General features: G+C 67.3%; 24 protein-coding genes. 20 read left to right on the top strand and 4 right to left on the bottom strand.

All coding sequences use genetic code 11. From position 1 onward, the window contains the following. Nucleotides 1-9: 9 nt before the first annotated feature. The gene (locus AB4Z46_RS28630; RefSeq protein ID WP_442286942.1) at nucleotides 10-540 is read right to left on the bottom strand and encodes a Rossmann fold nucleotide-binding protein; all 531 of its coding nucleotides are present in this window, start codon (nucleotides 538-540) and stop codon (nucleotides 10-12) included. A gap of 253 nt (nucleotides 541-793) precedes the next feature. Here AB4Z46_RS28630 and AB4Z46_RS28625 point away from each other — a divergent pair, with 253 nt between their 5' ends. From AB4Z46_RS28625 to AB4Z46_RS28555, 15 genes are read left to right on the top strand one after another with little or no spacing between them, the layout of a single operon-like run. Then, nucleotides 794-1,075: a phenol hydroxylase subunit gene (locus tag AB4Z46_RS28625; RefSeq protein ID WP_442286941.1), complete on the top strand. Its 282-nt coding sequence runs from the start codon at nucleotides 794-796 to the stop codon at nucleotides 1,073-1,075. A 38-nt stretch (nucleotides 1,076-1,113) separates the two neighbouring features. Continuing rightward, nucleotides 1,114-2,109 (top strand): aromatic/alkene monooxygenase hydroxylase subunit beta, encoded by a 996-nt coding sequence (locus tag AB4Z46_RS28620; protein WP_442286940.1) that lies wholly within the window; start codon nucleotides 1,114-1,116, stop codon nucleotides 2,107-2,109. Nucleotides 2,110-2,129: 20 nt separating this feature from the next. Beyond that, nucleotides 2,130-2,426 (top strand): MmoB/DmpM family protein, encoded by a 297-nt coding sequence (locus AB4Z46_RS28615; RefSeq protein WP_442286939.1) that lies wholly within the window; start codon nucleotides 2,130-2,132, stop codon nucleotides 2,424-2,426. 34 nt (nucleotides 2,427-2,460) lie between these two features. Beyond that, nucleotides 2,461-4,047, top strand: coding sequence for an aromatic/alkene/methane monooxygenase hydroxylase/oxygenase subunit alpha (locus tag AB4Z46_RS28610; protein WP_442286938.1), 1,587 nt, complete (start codon nucleotides 2,461-2,463; stop codon nucleotides 4,045-4,047). A gap of 29 nt (nucleotides 4,048-4,076) precedes the next feature. After that, nucleotides 4,077-4,439 carry a phenol hydroxylase subunit P4 gene (locus AB4Z46_RS28605; RefSeq protein ID WP_442286937.1) on the top strand — a complete coding sequence of 121 codons (363 nt, stop codon included), beginning with the start codon at nucleotides 4,077-4,079 and terminating at the stop codon, nucleotides 4,437-4,439. Between the two features lie 19 nt (nucleotides 4,440-4,458). After that, nucleotides 4,459-5,517 carry an NADH:ubiquinone reductase (Na(+)-transporting) subunit F gene (locus AB4Z46_RS28600; RefSeq protein ID WP_442286936.1) on the top strand — a complete coding sequence of 353 codons (1,059 nt, stop codon included), beginning with the start codon at nucleotides 4,459-4,461 and terminating at the stop codon, nucleotides 5,515-5,517. Between the two features lies 1 nt (nucleotide 5,518). Beyond that, nucleotides 5,519-5,860: a 2Fe-2S iron-sulfur cluster-binding protein gene (locus AB4Z46_RS28595; protein WP_442286935.1), complete on the top strand. Its 342-nt coding sequence runs from the start codon at nucleotides 5,519-5,521 to the stop codon at nucleotides 5,858-5,860. Nucleotides 5,861-5,886: 26 nt separating this feature from the next. Next, entirely contained in the window at nucleotides 5,887-6,819 is a 933-nt protein-coding gene (locus tag AB4Z46_RS28590; protein ID WP_442286934.1) for a catechol 2,3-dioxygenase, read from the top strand. A gap of 10 nt (nucleotides 6,820-6,829) precedes the next feature. Then, nucleotides 6,830-8,284, top strand: a complete 1,455-nt coding sequence (locus AB4Z46_RS28585) for a 2-hydroxymuconic semialdehyde dehydrogenase (RefSeq protein WP_442286933.1) — start codon at nucleotides 6,830-6,832, stop codon at nucleotides 8,282-8,284. Next, nucleotides 8,265-9,122 (top strand): alpha/beta fold hydrolase, encoded by an 858-nt coding sequence (locus AB4Z46_RS28580; RefSeq protein ID WP_442286932.1) that lies wholly within the window; start codon nucleotides 8,265-8,267, stop codon nucleotides 9,120-9,122. Before AB4Z46_RS28585 ends, AB4Z46_RS28580 begins: the two co-directional genes overlap by 20 nt. 22 nt (nucleotides 9,123-9,144) lie before the next feature. Next, complete coding sequence (dmpE, locus tag AB4Z46_RS28575) at nucleotides 9,145-9,927, top strand: 2-oxopent-4-enoate hydratase (RefSeq protein WP_442286931.1); 783 nt, start codon at nucleotides 9,145-9,147, stop codon at nucleotides 9,925-9,927. A 13-nt stretch (nucleotides 9,928-9,940) separates the two neighbouring features. Then, the gene (locus AB4Z46_RS28570) at nucleotides 9,941-10,852 is read left to right on the top strand and encodes an acetaldehyde dehydrogenase (acetylating) (RefSeq protein WP_442286930.1); all 912 of its coding nucleotides are present in this window, start codon (nucleotides 9,941-9,943) and stop codon (nucleotides 10,850-10,852) included. A gap of 9 nt (nucleotides 10,853-10,861) precedes the next feature. Then, nucleotides 10,862-11,908, top strand: coding sequence for a 4-hydroxy-2-oxovalerate aldolase (gene dmpG, locus AB4Z46_RS28565; RefSeq protein ID WP_442286929.1), 1,047 nt, complete (start codon nucleotides 10,862-10,864; stop codon nucleotides 11,906-11,908). Further along, entirely contained in the window at nucleotides 11,905-12,693 is a 789-nt protein-coding gene (dmpH, locus tag AB4Z46_RS28560) for a 2-oxo-3-hexenedioate decarboxylase (RefSeq protein WP_442286928.1), read from the top strand. The genes dmpG and dmpH overlap by 4 nt, the downstream gene beginning before the upstream one ends. 11 nt (nucleotides 12,694-12,704) lie before the next feature. Then, nucleotides 12,705-12,896: a 2-hydroxymuconate tautomerase gene (locus AB4Z46_RS28555; protein WP_286526486.1), complete on the top strand. Its 192-nt coding sequence runs from the start codon at nucleotides 12,705-12,707 to the stop codon at nucleotides 12,894-12,896. Nucleotides 12,897-12,900: 4 nt separating this feature from the next. Here the strand turns inward: AB4Z46_RS28555 and AB4Z46_RS28550 are convergent, their stop codons facing one another. Then, nucleotides 12,901-13,869: a LysR family transcriptional regulator gene (locus AB4Z46_RS28550; RefSeq protein ID WP_442286927.1), complete on the bottom strand. Its 969-nt coding sequence runs from the start codon at nucleotides 13,867-13,869 to the stop codon at nucleotides 12,901-12,903. 90 nt (nucleotides 13,870-13,959) lie between these two features. Here AB4Z46_RS28550 and AB4Z46_RS28545 point away from each other — a divergent pair, with 90 nt between their 5' ends. Then, complete coding sequence (locus tag AB4Z46_RS28545; protein ID WP_442286926.1) at nucleotides 13,960-15,354, top strand: MFS transporter; 1,395 nt, start codon at nucleotides 13,960-13,962, stop codon at nucleotides 15,352-15,354. Between the two features lie 61 nt (nucleotides 15,355-15,415). Here AB4Z46_RS28545 and AB4Z46_RS28540 read toward each other — a convergent pair whose 3' ends face one another. After that, a complete protein-coding gene (locus tag AB4Z46_RS28540) occupies nucleotides 15,416-15,829 on the bottom strand; it encodes a type II toxin-antitoxin system VapC family toxin (protein WP_442286925.1) in 414 nt (137 codons plus the stop codon). Next, entirely contained in the window at nucleotides 15,826-16,113 is a 288-nt protein-coding gene (locus AB4Z46_RS28535) for a FitA-like ribbon-helix-helix domain-containing protein (RefSeq protein WP_442286924.1), read from the bottom strand. The genes AB4Z46_RS28540 and AB4Z46_RS28535 overlap by 4 nt, the downstream gene beginning before the upstream one ends. A gap of 178 nt (nucleotides 16,114-16,291) precedes the next feature. On the opposite strand from AB4Z46_RS28535, the gene AB4Z46_RS28530 reads away from it, so the two are divergent. The 4 genes from AB4Z46_RS28530 to AB4Z46_RS28515 all read left to right on the top strand — a co-directional run. Continuing rightward, nucleotides 16,292-16,696, top strand: a complete 405-nt coding sequence (locus AB4Z46_RS28530; protein WP_442286996.1) for a DUF2784 domain-containing protein — start codon at nucleotides 16,292-16,294, stop codon at nucleotides 16,694-16,696. Nucleotides 16,697-16,933: 237 nt separating this feature from the next. Beyond that, nucleotides 16,934-18,013, top strand: coding sequence for a tartrate dehydrogenase (locus AB4Z46_RS28525; RefSeq protein WP_442286923.1), 1,080 nt, complete (start codon nucleotides 16,934-16,936; stop codon nucleotides 18,011-18,013). A 24-nt stretch (nucleotides 18,014-18,037) separates the two neighbouring features. Continuing rightward, complete coding sequence (locus tag AB4Z46_RS28520; protein WP_442286922.1) at nucleotides 18,038-18,988, top strand: ABC transporter permease; 951 nt, start codon at nucleotides 18,038-18,040, stop codon at nucleotides 18,986-18,988. Continuing rightward, nucleotides 18,985-19,376 (top strand): ABC transporter permease (locus AB4Z46_RS28515; RefSeq protein ID WP_442286921.1); only part of this gene is annotated, 392 nt, incomplete at its 3' end. The genes AB4Z46_RS28520 and AB4Z46_RS28515, both read left to right, overlap by 4 nt.

Below are 19,376 nucleotides of genomic sequence, written 5' to 3'. Positions count from 1 at the left end.
AGGCGTCGTCTACGTCCCCATCGCCGGCGGAGCCAGCGCGAGGGATTGAAGCTGGGCCTGCAACTCGTCGACGGACCTCCATGCCAGTATCGGAGAGTTTCGGCGTTCGTCAGGCGGGTTGTCGGGAAGACCATCGGACCAACCTCCACAGCCCACCAGAGGTAGCAATGGTCGCTTGTGCAACCAGGCCAAGCAGACTTCCGAGATCGTCCCGGCGCGACCACCGATCACGATGCAGGCGTCGCCAGCCAACGCCATCAGGAGATTGCGCGCATCGCCCATGCCGGAGGGGATGACGACCGTTGCCGGCCAGTCTGGATCTGGCATTTCCCCGCCGGGAATGATGCTGATGACCAGACCACCGGCGCTCACGGCACGCTCGGCCGCCACCCTCGTGGCCGGACTGCCGCATCCGCTGATCAATGAAATGCCCAATCGGGCCAGAAGTTCACCGGCCTCGCCGGCCATTTCGTAGGCACGTGAGCCTGGCTCGGCACTGCCCAGCACGCAAACCTGCGCTCGACGATTCAATCTGGTCATGCATTTCTTCCCGTGTGACGTTCTCTAAGCCGAATCAGCCGCTCGACGCACAGTCGGCGGCCTGTTCGATTTCACCATTTGATCAAGCTGCACCGCAGCAAATGATCAACCCATCATCCGGGACAACCCGGATCGACCGGCAACTTCGCCGGCCGGGTCCATACAAATCAACCACTTAGCGGCGCTGGCACGCCCGTTGCCCTTATAGGCCGGGGCGGCGCTGTTGCCGCCTCCGATTTGATGGATTGAACAAGTGACCCCAACGACCAGGACGAGCAAGCGCAGCGGCAGTGCCAGCGCGATGACCGGGCAGCCGTGCTTCGTGCGTGTCACCGGCACGCGGGACGCGCGCTTCGTCGAGTTCGAGTTTGCCATCGGCGACCCCGAGCTGGCGGTCGAGCTGGTCATGCAGTTCGACCAGTTCCGCGAATTCTGCGAGCGCCACGAGGTGCGCCACCTGACGACCGAAGAGGGCGCCCGGCTCGACTTCGAGCGCATGAAGTGGCGCTACGGCGCGCCCGGCATCGATCACTAGAACCCAGCCCCCCCGACCCCACCCAGAGGAGACATCCCGTGCAAGTCGACATCAAGACCACCGACATCCGGCCGATCCGCCAGACCTTTTCGCACGTCGCGCGGCGGCTCGGCGACAAGCCGGCCTCGCGCTACCAGGAAGCGACGCTGGACATGCAGCCGACGGCCAACTTCCACTACCGGCCGCTGTGGCAGCCCGAGTACGAGCTCTACGACAAGCGCCGCACCGCGATCGTCATGGCCGACTGGTACAGCTTCAAGGATCCGCGCCACTACTACTACGGCGTCTACACGATGACGCGTGCCAGGCAGCAGGAAGGGGCCGACCGCCAGTTCGAGTTCGCCGACAAGCGCAAGCTGCTGGCGCAGGCCGACGCGGGCACCCGCGAGTCGCTGCAGCAGGTGCTGGTGCCGCTGCGCCACTACGAATGGGGCGCCAACATGAACCACAGCTACTGCTGCGGCTACGGCTACGGCACGGCGGTGACGCAGCCCTTCATCTTCGCCGCCATGGACCGGCTGGGCATCGCGCAGTACCTGTCGCGCATCGGCCTCCAGCTCGACGGCAACTCCGGCACGGCGCTGGACGCCGGCAAGGAGGCCTGGCTCACCCATCCGGCCTGGCAGGGCGTTCGCCGGTTGATGGAGAACCTCTTCGTCACCCGCGACTGGTTCGAAGTCTTCGTGGCGCAGAACCTGGTCTTCGACGGCCTGCTGTATCCGCTGGTCTATCGCCGCTACGTGAACGAGCGCAGTGCCGCCACAGGCAACGCGCTGGCGATGCTCACCGAATTCCAGAACGACTGGTTCGACGAGAACACGCGCTGGGTCGACGCCACGGTCAAGACCGCGGCCGACGAATCCCCGGCCAACAAGGCGCAGCTCGCGAACTGGTACCGAGGCTGGCGCGCGCAGATCGTCGAAGCGCTCGGGCCGCTGGCGGCGCTGGCGCTGGGCGCCGCCGGCGCCGACGCGCTGCGCGCCGTCGCCGCCGAACTCGACACCCGTGCCGCTCGCCTCGGCATCGCCGCTTGAAGAGAACCCAGGAGAAACGAATGACAAACGCCACCGCAGAGCTTGCCCGCCCCCCCGTCTTCATCGCGTTGCAGACCAGCGAAACCGCGCGCGCCATCGTCGAGGCCATCGTGGCCGACAACCCCGATGCGAGCGTCGTCGACTACCCGGCGATGGTGAAGATCGATTCGCCCGGCCGGCTGGTGATCCGCCGGGCATCGGTCGAGGAGCGCGTCGGCCGCCGCTGGGACCTGCAGGAGATCCATCTCAGCCTGATCTCGCTGTCCGGAAGCATTGAAGAGACCGACGACGAATTCATCCTCCATTGGGGCGCCTGAGCGCGCCGCATCACCGCATTCAAGGACACACGCCATGACCCAAGCAGACCACTCGCAGCGACCCGCCGCCCGCCTCGGACTGAAGGAGCGCTACGCCATGATGACCCGCGGCCTCGGCTGGGACACCACCTACCAGTCGATGGACGACGTCTTTCCGTTCGACAAGTTCGAGGGCATCAAGATCCACGACTGGGACAAGTGGGAAGACCCGTTCCGCCTGACGATGGACGCCTACTGGAAGTTCCAGGGCGAGAAGGAAAAGAAGCTCTACGCCATCATCGACGCCTTCCAGCAGAACAACGGCCAGTTCAACATCAGCGACCCGCGCTACCTGAACACGCTGAAGCTCTTCCTCACCGGCGTGTCGCCGCTCGAATACGCCGCGCACCGCGGCTACGCGATGGCCGGGCGATCGTTCCGCGGCGTGGGTGCGCGCGTGGCCTGCCAGATGCAGTCGATCGACGAGCTGCGCCATGCGCAGACGCAGTTCCACACCATCAGCCACTTCAACAAGCACTTCCACGGGCTGCACGATCCGCAGCACATGCACGACCGGGTCTGGTATCTCTCGGTGCCCAAGAGCTACTTCGAGGACGCGATGAGCGCCGGGCCCTTCGAGTTCGTCACCGCGATCTCGTTCTCCTTCGAGTACGTGCTGACCAACCTGCTGTTCATGCCCTTCATGAGCGGCGCCGCCTACAACGGCGACATGGCGACCGTGACCTTCGGCTTCTCGGCGCAGAGCGACGAGTCTCGCCACATGACGCTGGGCCTGGAGGTGGTGAAGTTCATCCTCGAACAGGACCCGGACAACGTGCCGATCGTGCAGAAGTGGGTCGACAAGTGGTTCTGGCGCGGCTACCGCCTGCTGACGCTGGTGGCGATGATGATGGACTACATGCTGCCCAAGCGCGTGATGAGCTGGTCCGAGGCCTGGGAGATGTACTTCGAGAAGAACGGCGGCGCGCTGTTCCAGGATCTGGCGCGCTACGGCATCCGCATGCCCAAGTACCACGAGGTGGCGTCGAAGGAGAAGAGCCGGATCTCGCACGAGGCCTGGGCCATCTTCAACAACTACGGCCACGCGGCCAACTTCAATGTCTGGGTGCCCCGGCCTGAAGAGATGGACTGGCTCTCGGAGAAGTACCCCGAGACCTTCGACACGATGTACCGCCCGCGCTTCGAATGGCTCGCCGAGCAGGAGCAGCAGGGCAAGCGCTGGTTCAACAACACGTTGCCGATGCTGTGCCAGACCTGCCAGATCCCGATGGCCTTCACCGAGCCCGACGACCCGACCCGGATCTGCTACCGCGAGAGCACCTACCACGGCATGAAGCACCACTTCTGCTCCGACGGCTGCAAGGACATCTTCGACGGCGAGCCCGAGAAATACGTGCAGGCCTGGCTGCCGGTGCACCAGATCTACCAGGGCAACTGCTTCCCCGAAGGCACCGACCCGACGGTGCCGGGCTTCAACCCGCTGGCCGCGGTGCTGAAGTATTACCACATCAACGAAGGCGCGGACAACGGCGAGTTCAACACCTCGCCGGACAAGGCGAACTGGGAGCGCTGGACCGGCCAGGACCTGTCGGCGCCACCGGCGCAGCCCAAGGTCGCCTGAACCCCATCACTGCATAACCGGAGAACCCCATGTCTGTTGTTGCACTCGCACCCGGCTACACCGGCACCGTCGCGGACAGCGAAGACCGCTTCCATGGCAACCGCCTTCTCTACATCGGCTGGGACGACCACCTGCTGTTCTGCGCGCCGGTGTGCCTGCCGCTGCCCGCGGCGATGCCTTTCGGCGCGCTACTGACCGATGTGCTGCCCGGCGTCTACGGCAGCCATCCCGACTTCGAGAAGATCGACTGGGCCGAGGCGCAGTGGTTCGACTCGGGCAAGCGCTTCGTGCCCGACGCGGCGAAGTCGCTGGCCGACAACGGCCTGGTCCACAAGTCCGCGATCCGCTTCCGCGTGCCCGGCCTGAAGGGCATCAAGGGCTCGCACAGCTGAGCCCGCGAGGACAAACGCCATGAGCTTCCAGATCATGATCGAGCCGCTCGGCCAGGGCATCGCCGCCCGCGACGGCCAGACGGTGCTCGACGCCTGCCTGCGCGCCGGCGTGTGGCTGCCCCACGCCTGCGGCCACGGCGTCTGCGGCACCTGCAAGGTGCAGGTGCTCGAGGGCGAATGCGATCACGGTGAGGCTTCGAATTTCGCGCTGATGGACTTCGAGCGCGACGAAGGGAAGATCCTCGCGTGCTGCGCCATGGCGCAGGGCGACCTGGTGATCGAAGCCGAGATCGACGAAGACCCCGATGCGCAGTTCCTGCCGCTCGAGGACTTCGACGCCGAGGTGGTCGAAGCGCGCATGCTCACGCCGACGATCCGTGGCCTGTGGCTGCGCACCGGCACGCCCACCGCGTTCCAGGCCGGCCAGTACGTGATGCTGCACGTGCCCGGCGTCGAGGGCGAGCGTGCCTTCTCGATCGCCAACGCGCCGCACGAGGACCTGATCGAACTGCACATCCGCCGCGTGCCCCAGGGCCGTGCGACGGGCTGGTTGCACGACGAGCTGCAGGTGGGCCAGCGGCTGCGCTTCACGGCGCCCAACGGCCGCTTCTTCGTGCGCAAGTCGGCGCGGCTGCCGATGATCTTCGTGGCGGGCGGGTCGGGGCTGTCGAGCCCGAAGTCGATGGTGCTGGATCTGCTGAACGAGGGCTGCCGGCTTCCGATCACCTTGATCCAGGGCGCGCGCAACCTCGACGAGCTGTATTTCAGCGACGTCTTCGAGGGGCTGGCGGAGCGGCATCCCAACTTCAGCTATGTCCCTGTGCTGTCCGACCTGCCGGCCGACGCCGAATGGACCGGCGCGCGCGGCTACGCCCACGAGGCGCTGAAGGCGCACTTCGCGAACGACTTCCGCGGCCACAAGGCTTATCTGTGCGGGCCGCCGCCGATGACCGAAGCCTGCATCTCGACCCTGATGCAAGGGCGGCTGTTCGAGCGCGACATCTACACCGAGAAGTTCTTCACCGCGGCCGATGCTGCCACCGCGGCGCCGCGCAGCCCGCTGTTCAAGGCATTGTGAGATGGAACAAGTTCCCTGCTTCTCGGTCGCGATCGGCAACACGCAGGAGCGCTATGCCTGCCGCACCGACCAGACCCTGCTCGGCGGCATGGAGCAACTCGGCCGCAAGGGCATCCCGGTCGGCTGCCGCGGCGGCGGCTGCGGCATCTGCAAGGTGCGCATCGAATCCGGCCGCACCCGCTGCGAGCGCATGAGCCGCAGCCACATCAGCGCCGACGAAGAGGCCGACGGCTACGTGCTCGCCTGCCGGGCCTACCCACAGAGCGACCTGCAGCTGCATGCGGTCGCGAGGATGGCGCGCTGCATCGAGCGCCATTTCACGATTTCCCGTTCCCCCACCTGAACTTCAACCACCGAAGGAGACTCCCCATGGCACTCACTGGCGTACTGCGACCGGGCCACGTTCAACTGCGCGTGCTCGACCTGGAAGCGGCCCTCAAGCACTACCGCGACGTGCTGGGCCTGATCGAAACCGCGCGCGACGCGCAAGGCCGCATCTACCTCAAGGCCTGGGACGAGCACGACCACCACAGCGTGGTGCTGCGCGAGGCCGACACGGCCGGCATGGACTTCATGGGCTTTCGGGTCGACACGCCGGCCACGCTCGAGAAGCTGGCGGACGACCTCAAGACCAGCGGGCTGGCGACCGACATGCAATGGATCGCGGCCGGCGAGCACCTCCGGACCGGCAAGCGCTTCCGCTTCACGGTGCCGACCGGCCACTCGATCGAGCTCTTCGCCGAGAAGGAGAAGGTCGGCAACGGCATGCCCTACGAGAACCCGGAGATCTCCCCGGACGATCTCAAGGGCATGGCGCCCTCGCGCTTCGACCACTGCCTGCTGTATGGCGACGACCTCGACGGCACCATCAAGCTCTTCACCGAGGTGCTGGGTTTCGCATTGGCCGAAAGCGTGGTGGCCGGTCCCGAGCGCATGGCGATCGCCGCCTTCCTGACCTGTTCGACCAAGCCGCACGACATCGCCTTCATCCGCCATCCGGAGAAGAACAAGTTCCACCACGCCTCGTTCCTGCTCGACAACTGGGGCGAAGTGCTCAAGGCGGCCGACATCATCACCAAGAAGCGCGTCTCGCTGGACATCGGGCCGACCCGGCACGGCATCACGCGCGGCGAGACGATCTACTTCTTCGATCCGAGCGGCAACCGCAACGAGGTGTTCTCGGGCGGCTACGTGTTCTACCCGGACAAGCCGCCGCTGACCTGGACCGACGACGAGCTGGGGCGCGCGATCTTCTATCACGACCGCAAGCTCAACGAGAACTTCCTCTCCGTGGTGACCTGAAGGACTCGCCGTGAAGCAATTCCTCAATTTCATCAATGGCGACTTCGTCGCCACGTCGAAGACTTTCGACAACCGCGCGCCGGCCGACAACCGGCTGCTCGGCCGCGTCCACGAAGCCGGCGCCGCCGAGGTCGATGCGGCCGTGCGCGCGGCCCGTGCGGCGCTCCAGGGCGAGTGGGGCCGCATGAGCGTGGGCCGGCGGGTCGAGCTGCTGCACGCGGTGGCCGACGAGATCAACCGCCGCTTCGACGACTTCCTGGCCGCCGAGATGGCCGACACCGGCAAGCCGCATTCGCTGGCCTCGCACATCGACATCCCGCGCGGCGCGGCGAACTTCAAGGTCTTCGCGGACATCGTCAAGAACGTCCCGACCGAAAGCTTCGAAACCACCACGCCCGACGGCGGCCAGGCGCTCAACTACGCGATCCGTTCGCCGCTGGGCGTGATCGGCGTGGTCTGTCCGTGGAACCTGCCGTTGCTGCTCATGACCTGGAAGGTCGGGCCGGCGCTGGCCTGCGGCAATACCGTGATCGTCAAGCCCTCGGAAGAAACGCCGGCCACCGCCACGCTGCTCGGCGAGGTGATGAACGCGGTCGGCATCCCGCCCGGCGTCTACAACGTGGTGCATGGCTTCGGGCCACAGTCGGCCGGCGAGTTCCTGACGACGCATCCCGGTGTCGACGGGATCACCTTCACGGGCGAGACCCGCACCGGCGAAGCGATCATGGCCGCGGCGGCGAAGGGCGTGCGGCCGGTGTCTTTCGAGCTCGGCGGCAAGAACGCGGGCATCGTCTTCGCCGATGCCGATTTCGAGAAGGCGGTGGCCGGCATCACGCGATCGGTGTTCGAGAACTGCGGCCAGGTCTGCCTGGGCACCGAGCGCGTCTATGTGCAGCGGCCGATCTTCGACAAGTTCGTCGCCGCATTGAAGGGCAAGGCGGAAGCGCTGAAGCTCGGGCCCTCGGAGGAGGCCGGCGTGAACCTCGGACCGCTGATCTCGCGCGAACACCAGCAGAAGGTGCTCTCCTACTACCAGAAGGCGAAGGACGAGGGCGCCGCCGTGGTCACCGGCGGTGGCATTCCGCAAATGAAGGGCGCGCTGGCCGAAGGCCACTGGGTGCAGCCGACGATCTGGACCGGTCTGCCCGAGACGGCCGCCGTCATCCGCGAAGAGATCTTCGGCCCGTGCTGCCACATCGCGCCCTTCGACACCGAGGAAGAAGCCGTCGCGCTGGCCAACGCCACCGATTACGGCCTCGCCACCACGGTGTGGACCGAGAACCTGGGCCGGGCGCATCGCGTCGCGAAGCAGATCGAGGTCGGCATCTGCTGGATCAACAGCTGGTTCCTGCGCGACCTGCGAACCGCCTTCGGCGGCGCCAAGGCCTCGGGCATCGGCCGCGAGGGCGGTGTGCACTCGCTCGAGTTCTATACGGAACTTCGCAATGTCTGCATCAAGCTGTGAGGAGCGGACGGCCGTGAGCAATCCGGAGATCGGGCAGCGAATTCGCACCGGCGCCTTCGAGACCAACGTGCACGACATGGGGGAGGGCGCGCCAGTCCTCTTCATCCACGGCTCGGGTCCGGGCGTCAGCGCCTGGGCCAACTGGCGCCTCGTGATGCCGGAGCTTGCGAAGACGCGGCGCGTCCTCGCACCCGACATGGCGGGCTTCGGCTACACCGACCGTCCGCCCGGCATCGCCTACACGATGGACACCTGGGTTCGGCAGGCGACCGATCTGCTCGATGCGCTGGACATCGAACGCGCCGACGTGGTGGGCAATTCGTTCGGCGGCGCCTTGTCGCTCGCACTCGCGATTCGAGCCCCGCATCGGGTTCGCCGGCTGGTGCTGATGGGCAGCGTGGGCGTGCCCTTCGCGATCACACCCGGGCTCGATGCCGTGTGGGGCTACACGCCGTCGTTCGAGAACATGCGCCGCATCATGGACGTGTTCGCCCACGACCGCGCGCTGGTCACCGACGAACTGGCGCAGCTGCGCTACGAGGCCAGCATCCGGCCCGGCTTCCAGGAGTCCTTCGGCGCGATGTTCCCGGCGCCGCGCCAGCGCTGGGTCGACGCCATGGCGAGTCCGGAAGCGGCGATCCGCGCCTTGCCGCACGAGACGCTGCTGATCCACGGCCGCGAGGACCAGGTGATTCCGCTCGCCACCTCGCTGACCCTGGCCGACTGGATTCCGAACAGCCAGCTGCACGTGTTCGGCCGCTGCGGCCACTGGACGCAGATCGAGCACAGCGCCCGCTTCGCACGGCTGGTCGGCGACTTCCTCGCCGAGGCCGACTGATTTCACCCTTCGAACGCTCACCATGGACACCCCACTCATCCACCGGCTCGGCGACGAGCTCTACGCCGCGCTGCGCGACCGCCAGGTCGTGGAGCCCCTCACCAACCGGCATGAAGGCATCACCATCGAGGACGCCTACCACGTGCAGCAGCGCATGATCGCGCGCCGGCTCGACGCCGGCGAGCGCATTGTCGGCAAGAAGATCGGCGTCACTTCGCGCGCCGTGATGAACATGCTCGGCGTCTTCCAGCCCGACTTCGGCTACCTGCTCGACGGCATGATCGTCGGCGAAGGCGAATCCATCGACAGCAGGACGCTGATCCAGCCCAAAGCCGAGGGCGAGATCGCCTTCCTCCTCAAGCGCGACCTGATGGGCCCGGGCATCGGCAACGCCGACGTGCTGGCGGCCACCGAATGCGTCATGCCCTGCTTCGAGATCGTCGATTCGCGCATCCGCGACTGGAAGATCAAGATCGCCGACACCGTGGCCGACAACGCCTCCTGCGGCGTCTTCGTGCTCGGCGACAGCGCGGTCGATCCGCGCCGGATCGACCTCGGCACCTGCGGCATGGTCCTCGAGAAGAACGGCGAAATCATCGCCACCGGCGCCGGCGCCGCCGCGCTCGGATCGCCCGTCAATGCCGTCGCTTGGCTCGCCAACACGCTCGGCAAGCTGGGCATCGGCCTGAAGGCGGGCGAAGTCATCCTGTCGGGCGCGCTGGCCGCCATGTTCCCGGCCGCGGCGGGCGACAACTTCCGCGTTTCCATCGGCGGCCTCGGCGGCTGCTCGGTCCGCTTTCACTGAAGGACACACACCCATGAAGAAGATCAAGTGCGCCCTGATCGGGCCCGGCAACATCGGCACCGATCTGCTGGCGAAGCTGCAGCGCAGCCCGCTGCTCGAACCCGTGTGGATGGTCGGCATCGACCCCGCGTCCGACGGCCTGCAGCGGGCCCGCGAGATGGGACTCAAGACCACCGCCGAAGGTGTCGACGGCCTGCTGCCGCACGTGGAGGCCGACGGCATCCGCATCGCCTTCGACGCCACCAGCGCCTATGTGCATGCCGAGAACTCGCGCAAGCTGAGCGCGCTCGGCGTGCGGATGATCGACCTCACGCCAGCGGCGATCGGGCCGTTCTGCGTGCCGCCGGTCAACCTGAAGGACCTGCTGCGCGACGCGCCGATGAACGTCAACATGGTCACCTGCGGCGGGCAGGCCACGATCCCGATGGTGGCCGCGGTCTCGCAGGTGCAGGGCGTGGCCTACGGCGAGATCGTCGCGACCGTGTCGAGCCGTTCGGTCGGCCCCGGCACGCGCAGGAACATCGACGAGTTCACCCGCACGACGGCCGGCGCGGTGGAGCAGGTCGGAGGGGCAGCCAAGGGCAAGGCCATCATCATCGTCAACCCCGCCGAGCCGCCGCTGATCATGCGCGACACCGTGCACTGCCTGACCGAGGACGAGCCCGACCAGGCGCGTATCACGGCCTCGGTGCACAGGATGATCGCCGAGGTGCAGAAGTACGTGCCGGGCTACAAGCTCGTGAACGGGCCCGTGTTCGACGGCAAGCGCGTGTCGATCTACCTTGAAGTCGAGGGGCTGGGCGACTACCTGCCCAAGTACGCGGGCAACCTCGACATCATGACCGCCGCCGCGGCGCGCACGGCGGAGCTTTTCGCCGAGGCGATGCTGGCCGGCGAACGCCACCCCGAAACCGTTGCAGCCTAGGAGGCCCCGATGAATCTCGAAGGAAAACGCGTCACCGTCCACGACATGACGCTGCGCGACGGCATGCACCCCAAGCGCCACCTCATGACGCTCGACCAGATGCGCCACATCGCCACCGGCCTGGACGAAGCCGGCGTCCCGCTGATCGAAGTGACGCACGGCGACGGGCTGGGCGGCAGCTCGGTCAACTACGGCTTTCCGGCCCACAGCGACGAGGAATACCTGGGCGCCGTGGTCCCGCTGATGAGAAAGGCCAAGGTCTCGGCGCTGCTGATTCCCGGCATCGGCACGGTCGATCACCTGCGCATGGCGCACGGCGTGGGCGTACACACGGTGCGCGTCGCCACCCATTGCACCGAGGCCGACGTGTCGGAGCAGCACATCGCGATGGCGCGCAAGCTCGAGATGGACACCGTGGGCTTCCTGATGATGGCGCACATGGCCAGCCCCGAGAAGCTCGTGAGCCAGGCGCTGCTCATGGAAAGCTACGGCGCCAACTGCATCTACGTGACCGACTCCGCCGGCTACATGCTTCCCGACGACGTGAAGGCGCGCGTCGGCGCGGTACGCGCGGCCTTGAAGCCCGCAACCGAACTCGGCTTCCACGGCCATCACAACCTGGCGATGGGCGTCGCCAATTCCATCGCCGCGGTCGAGGCGGGGGCCAACCGCATCGACGCCGCGGCCGCAGGGCTGGGCGCGGGCGCCGGCAACACGCCGATGGAGGTCTTCATCGCGGTGTGCGACCGCATGGGCATCGAGACGGGAGTGGATGTCTTCCGCATCCAGGACGTCGCAGAAGACCGCGTGGTGCCGATCATGGATCACATCATCCGGGTCGACCGCGACTCGCTGACGCTGGGCTACGCGGGCGTCTACTCGTCGTTCCTGCTGTTCGCCAAGCGCGCCGAGGCCAAGTACGGCGTGCCGGCGCGCGAGATCCTGGTCGAGCTCGGGCGGCGCGGCATGGTCGGCGGCCAGGAGGACATGATCGAGGACACGGCGATGACGCTCGCGCGGGCCCGCAAGGTGGCCGCGCAGGAGGTGGCCGCATGAAGCTCGACCGCAACACGATCTCGGCCCTCGCCGAGCATCTGGAGAGCTGCGAACTCAACGCGCAGGACACGCCGAAGATCACCGACGAGTATCCCCAGATGGACTGGGACGACGCCTACGCGATCCAGAACGAAATCCGCCGGCGCAAGATCGCGCGCGGACACCGCATCATCGGCCTCAAGGCCGGCCTGACCTCGCACGCGAAGATGAAGCAGATGGGCGTGACCACGCCGGTGTTCGGCTTCATGGCCGACAACTATGCCGTGCCCGAAGGCGGCGAATGCCGCATCGCCGAGCTGATCCATCCGAAGGTGGAGCCTGAGATCGCGTTCGTGACCCGCGCGCCACTCAAGGGACCGGGCTGCCACATCGCCGCGGTGCTCGCGGCGACCGATTTCGTGCTGCCCGGCATCGAAGTGATCGACAGCCGCTACCGCGACTTCAAGTTCGACTTGAAGAGCGTGGTGGCCGACAACACCTCCGCCTCGCGCTTCGTGGTCGGCGGGCGTGCGCTGCCGGCGGCCGAGGTCGATCTGCGCACGGTCGGCATCGTGCTCGAGAAGAACGGCGAGCCGGTCGCCTTCGGTGCCGGCGCCGCCGTGCTGGGCCATCCGGCCGCGGCCATCGCGATGCTCGCGAACCACCTGGGTGCGCGAGGCGAGGAGATCCCGGCCGGCACGCTGATTCTCTCGGGCGGCATCACCGAGGCGGTTGCGGTGAAGGCCGGCGATTCAGTCACGCTCAAGGTGCAGGGCCTGGGCAGCGTCGGCCTGCGTTTCGTCTGAAGGAGAAGGTCATGCCCTTTGCACAGATCTATCTCATCGAAGGCCGGAGCGAGGAACAGAAGCGGGCGCTGATCGAAAAGGTCACGCATGCGATCGTCGAAGCCGTCGGCGCGCCGAAAGAGAACGTGCGCGTCTGGCTGCACGACGTGCCGAAGGAAAACTGGGGGATCGCCGGGGTCAGCGCCAAGGACCTGGGGCGCTAGTCGCTCAGACGACGCCCCTCTTCGCCCCCGTCGTCAGCGATGCGACCGACGGAACGATCCAGCGCGGTTCGTTGAGCACCCGCTGCATGCGCTCGCGCAGCCATTGATGCGCCGGGTCGGCGCCTTGACGCGGGTGCCAGGCCATGCGCATGGTTTCGGACGGCACGGAGACCGGCAGCTCGAACACCTGCAGTCCGAGCGAGGCCGCCATGCCGCGCGCCGTGCGCTCGGACACGCTGGCGACCAGGTCGGTGCGCGAGGCGGCGATCAGCGCCGAAAAGGAACTGGGCACGAACAGCGCCACGTGCCGTTCGAGCCCGAGTTCGTCCAGCGCCGTGTCGACGGCGGAGACTTCGCCCGAACGCGGTGTCACGCCGACATGGCGCGCGGCGGCAAAGCGCTGCGCTGTCAGCGCATTCCCCTTGCGCAGCTTCAACAGCGGGTGACCCGTGCGGACGGCTCCCGCCAGCTTTTGCTGCGACAGGACCTGGGTTTCTGTTTCGGGATCGGTGCTCCGGAAGCTGCCGACGTCGAGGTCGAGCCGCCCTTCGCGCAAGGCTCCCGGGTCGACATGCGTCTCGGGCAGGAACTGCAGGGAGGCCAGCGGCATGTCGATCTCCAGCGCACGCGACAGGCTGGCCCCGAACACCACCGCGATCCCCTCGGGTGCCCGAACGACGAAGCGCCGGCGCACGGAAGTCAGGCCTTGCGCGTCGACCGGTGCGCGCAGCGCCTGCGCCTGCGCCAGCAGCGCGCGCACCGGCTCCACCAGTGCCAGGGCGCGCGGCGTGGGCACGAGCTTGCGGCCCGCCCGCACCAGGATCGGATCGCCGAAGGCTTCGCGGATGCGCGCCAGGGTGTGGCTCATGGCGGGCGTGCTCAGGTGCATGCGCGCGGCCGCCGCCGTCACGCTGCCGGTGGCCAGCAGGGCGTCCAGCGCGGTCAGCAGATTGAGGTCGTATGTGTTCGCCATACGAAATCATATGTTCGATTCATTGCACTGTACAAAACTGACTCCGCTGTCGACACTGGCGCCCCTCGCTCCGGTCGAAAGCACACCTCCATGAAGAACCACCCCAAGTCATCCATGCTGCTGCCGTTTGGCATGCTCGTGCTGACGCTCGTCCTGGCCGCGCTGGACCAGACCATCCTCTCGACGGCGCTGCCCGTGATGGCGCATGAACTCGCCGGTGGATGGCCGCTGGCGTGGGCCTTCTCCGCCTACCTGCTGGCCGCCACCGTGGTCATCCTGCTGTACGGCCGGCTGGCCGACGTGGTGGGCAAGAAGCCGATGCTGCTGCTGGCGATTGGCCTGTTCCTGCTGGGGTCGCTGGCCTGCGGCGCGAGCCACGACGTGCGCCAGCTGGTGCTGGCGCGGGCGCTGCAGGGTGCAGGCGGAGGCGGCCTGATGACCTTGACCATGTTGACCGTGCCCGACCTGTTCGCACCCGACGACCGGGGCCGCTACCAGGCCTTGCTGGGCGCGGCCTACGGCGTCTCGACGATGTTCGGACCGCTCGTGGGCGGCGCACTGGTGCAGCATTTGTCGTGGCACTGGGCTTTCTGGCTGAATGTCCCGCTGGCGGCATTGGCCTTGAGCGTGCTGGCCCTGACCTTGCCGTCGAAGCCCGCGCCGGCGCAGCAGGGCCCGCGTCCTCGCATCGACTGGCTCGGCGCGGTGCTGCTCACCGGTGCGCTCGTCAGCCTGCTGCTGGCCACGCAGCACGGCAAGCTGAACCTGCCGGAGCGCGTGTCGCTCCGGCTGCTGTTGACGCTCGGCGCCACGTTCACGCTGGGCTTCCTGTGGCGGCAGCGCCGGGCGGCACATCCCTTGCTGCCGCTGTCGCTGTTCGGCCGCCCGGCCTATGCGGCGGTCAGCTTCATCGGAATGACCACCGGCGTCGCGCTGTACGCGGCGGTGGCGTTCCTTCCGCAGTATCTGCAGATCGGCCTGCACCTGTCGCCCACGGCATCGGCCTGGCACCTGCTGCCATTGATGGTGGGTGTGACGGTGGCCGCCGTGACCAGCGGCAAGCTGCTGCGTGCGCAGATGCCGGCCGGTGCGCTGGCGCGGAAAGCCTGCATGCTGATGCTGCTGTCCTTCGGCTTGCTGATCGCCGTGCTGCGCTGGCTTCCCGATGCCGCGCTGGCGCTTTCGGCGAGCTTGCTGCCGCTGGGCCTCGGCCTGGGACTGCTCTTTCCGATCGTCACCGTGGTGGCGCAGCGGGTCTCGCCCGTGCAGCACATGGGCATCGCCACGGCGGCACCGATCATGCTGCGCAGCCTGGGCGGGGCGTCCGGCGTGGCCTTGCTGGCCGCCTGGGGGCACGGGCTGCAACCCGTCTTCGGCTGCGCCGCCGGCGCCGTCCTGCTGGCGCTGCTGGCCTGCAGGTGGTTGCCGCAGGGAGGTGCGCGACAAGGCGCCGAACAGCCTGTCTACCGCCAGGCTGCATCCTGAAGTTCCGCCGACCCCCGCTAGCATTCCCTTCCATGGGAATGACCGACCGGGCACTTGGGTTTCAGGCCGTCCAGGGGTTGATCACTTTGAGACCCATGGCTTCGAAGGGGCCGGTGTCGCGCGTGACCACCGCTTCGATGCCGCTTGAATGCGCGGTCGCTGCGATCTGGGCGTCGCCGATGGAAACAGCATGCCCGGCCCTGCGGGCTTTTTCCGCCAACTGTGCGTAGCTGCGGGCGGCGAACTCGTCAAACGGCAGGCATCGGAATCGCGGGAGCAGGCTGTTGATGGCCTCCTCCAGACGCAGCCTGCGGGCACCCACGTCCAGCCGGGCCGCGCCATCGAGCATTTCCATGACAGTGACGGCGCTGATGCACAGTTGGTCGACCGCCTGGCTGTCCAACCAGGCAATGACGGCCGGCGCGGGTTCAGGTTTGAGCGGCTCGGACAGAACGTTCGTGTCGAGCAGGATCATTCAAACGTCGCCGGTTCGCCTTGCTCGCCCGATCGCTTGAACAAGGCGTCCATCTCCTCGTTCCCCATGCTCTCTCCCGCCGCGGCCAGGCTGGCGTGGAACTGGCGGCCAATGGCAAGGAGCTGGCTACCCAGACCCGGCCCCCTGCGGCGAGTCGCCTCGACCAGCAGTGTTCGGGCGAAACCTTCCACGCTGCGCCGACCGCCCGTCTGCGCAGTGGCGGCCATGACCTTGAGGGCCGCGTGTGCCTCCTCGGGAATATCGCGAACGGTGATTGTGGACATTGCTGTCACTCCTTGAGTTTGCTAGCAATTTTAGGCATTGACTGCGCTTTTGCAAGCCTGCAGGTGGGTTGCCGCGGGGAGGGCAAGCAGGTGCGCGGCAAAGCACCGCACAGGCCGTCTGCTGCCAAGCTGCATCCTGAAGTCCTTCCAACCACCGTTAGCATGCCCTTCCATGGGAATGACCGACCGCCTGCTGGCCGACGCCGTGCTGCTGCTGCACGGCCTGTTCATCCTGTTCGCGGTGCTGGGCGGCCTGCTGGTGTGGCGCTGGCCGAGGCTCGCCTGGCTGCACCTCCCCGCGGTCGCCTGGGCCGCCTGCGTGGCGGTGACAGGCTGGGATTGTCCGCTGACCCCGCTCGAGATCGCGTTACGCCGCAGCGCCGGCGAGGCGGGCTACAGCGGCGGGTTCATCGACCACTACCTGCTCGGCACGATCTATCCGGAAGGACTGACGCGACCGGTCCAGGTCGCGTCGGGCGTCGGGGTCGCGCTGCTCAACGCGGTCGTCTATGCGCTGCTCATCGCGAGGCGCGCCCGGGCGGCCGCCGCGCGCTCGGCGCAAGAGTCGTCACCCCCTGAATAGGCGGCCCGGGCCCGACCGAGCCTTCTAATAGAGAGAAGGCAAACCCCATTTTTCTACCGCCAGGAGGCGATCTTTCATTGGAAGACCCTGCTCGATGGCCTTCTTATTTTGGCAAGGCAAAGTACGTATCAACCCCGATCGGGCGGCGCGGCCCGAGTTCTAGACTTCTTCGAGAAATGCCCGTGTCACATTCGCGGGCGCTGGAATCGAAACAGTTTTGAAGCGGGTGCTTGATCGATGCAAAGAAAACACAGAATCGCCGTCGTCCCGGGGGATGGCATCGGAATCGAAGTGGTGCCCGAAGGTCTGCGCGTGCTCGACGCCGTGGGTCGCCGCTTCGGCATCGAGTTCGGCTTCGACCATTTCGACTGGGGCTCCGACCACTACGTCCGGCACGGGCTGATGATGCCCGCGGACTGGGCCGAGCGCATCGGGGGCCACGACGCGATCTATTTCGGCGCGGTGGGTGCGCCGGACAAGGTGCCCGACCACGTCGCGGTCTGGGGCCTGCTGATCAAGATTCGCCGGGAGTTCGACCAGTACGTGAACCTGCGCCCGGTGCGCCTGATGCCCGGCGTGCCGGGGCCGCTCGCGCATCGCAAGCCGGGCGACATCGATTTCCTCGTGGTGCGCGAGAACACCGAAGGCGAGTACACCTCGGTGGGCGGCCGGCTGTTCGAGGGCACGCCGCGCGAAATGGCGATCCAGGAAGCCGTGTTCACGCGCGTCGGGGTCGACCGGATCCTTCACTACGCCTACGAGCTCGCCAGCAAGCGGCCGCGCAAGAACCTCGTGGCGGCCACCAAGTCGAACGGCATCTCGGTCACCATGCCGTACTGGGACGAGCGGCTGGCGGAAATGGCCCGGCGCTATCCCGACATCGCGACCAGCAAGTTCCACATCGACATCCTGTGCGCGCACTTCGTGCAGCATCCCGACTGGTTCGACGTGGTCGTGGCCTCCAACCTCTTCGGCGACATCCTGTCCGACCTCGGCCCCGCCTGCACCGGCACCATCGGCATCGCGCCGTCCGCCAACCTGAATCCCGAGCGCCGCTTCCCGTCGCTGTTCGAGCCGGTGCACGGCTCCGCGCCCGACATCGCCGGCAAGGGCGTGGCCAATCCGATCGGCCAGATCTGGTCCGCCGCCTTGATGCTGGACCACCTGGGCAACGGCGACAGTGTCTATGCGCAAGCCTCGGCGTCGATCCTCGCCGCCATCGAGACCGTGCTGACCGACGGTCCCCGGACCCGGGACATGGGTGGCACCGCGACCACGGTGGACGTCGGCCGCGCCATCGCAAGCTGCATCGGATGAAGAAGCTCTCGGTGAGGGACTGAGATGGGACTCTTCCTGCTCAAGCGCCTGGCCACGCTGGTCGGGACGCTGATCGGCGCTTCGGTCATCGTGTTCCTGGTCCTTGAAATCCTGCCCGGCAACGCCGCGCAGATGCTCATGGGCCCGGACGCCTCGCCCGACGCGGTGGCCGCACTGGCCACCAAGCTGGGCCTGGACCAGCCGGCCTGGACGCGCTACTGGCACTGGATCGGCGGCCTGCTGACCGGCAACCTCGGCGACAGCTATGCCTACGGCTCGCCGGTGCTCGACCTGATCCTGGAGCGGCTCGCGCTCACCATCCCGCTGGCCGTGCTGGCGATGACCTTCACGACCGTGCTGGCGCTGGTGGTCGGCGTGACGGCTGCGGCGCGCCACAACAAGCTCGGCGACGTCGGGCTCATGAGCCTGACGCAGGTGGGCATCGCCGTTCCCAACTTCTGGTTCGCCATCCTGCTGATCCTCCTGTTCTCCGTGAAGCTGCAGTGGTTCTCCGCGGGCGGCTTCGACGGCTGGGACGAAGGCGTGCTGGGCGGGCTCAAGTCGCTGCTGCTGCCCGCGCTGTCGCTGGCGGTGGTGCAGGCCGCGATCCTGGCGCGCATCACGCGCTCGGCGGTGCTCGAGGTGATGCGCGAGGACTTCGTGCGCACCGCGCGCGCCAAGGGCGTGTCGCAGCGCGCGGTGCTCTGGCTGCACGTGCTGCGCAACGCGCTGATTCCGGTCATTACCGTGATGGGCATGCAGTTCTCGGAGCTGCTGGCCGGCACCATCGTGATCGAGAACGTGTTCTACCTGCCGGGCCTCGGCCGCCTGATCTTCCAGGCCATCAGCAACCGCGACCTGATCGTGGTGCGCAACTGCGTGATGCTGCTGGCGGCGCTGGTGGTGTTCGTCAACTTCGTGGTCGATGTGCTCTATGCGGTGATCGACCCGCGCATCAAGGCCAGCGACATATGAGCGCCATCGCACTCCCGGGCGCAGGCGCGCCCAAGGCCGCGCCTGGTTTCTGGCGCCGCGCGCTGCAGCACCGCAGCTTCACGATCGGCGCCGTCCTGAGCCTGCTGCTGATCCTGGCCGCGGCCGTCTCGCTGGTCTGGACGCCCTGGTCGCCCTACGAGATGGACATGGCCAACAAGATGCAGGCGCCCTCGGCCCGGCACTGGCTGGGCACCGACGCCTTCGGGCGCGATGTCGCCTCGCTGCTGCTGGTCGGTGCGCGGGCGTCGATCCTGGTCGGCGTGATCGCCGTGGGCATCGGGCTGGTGGTCGGCACCGCGCTGGGCCTGCTCGCGGCGGCGCGGCGCGGCTGGGTCGAGGAAGCCATCATGCGCTTCGCCGACGCCGA

The organism is Variovorax sp. M-6, assembly GCF_052114385.1.
Classification (GTDB): Bacteria; Pseudomonadota; Gammaproteobacteria; order Burkholderiales; family Burkholderiaceae_C; genus Variovorax.
This window is presented reverse-complemented; position numbering and strand designations above follow the sequence as displayed.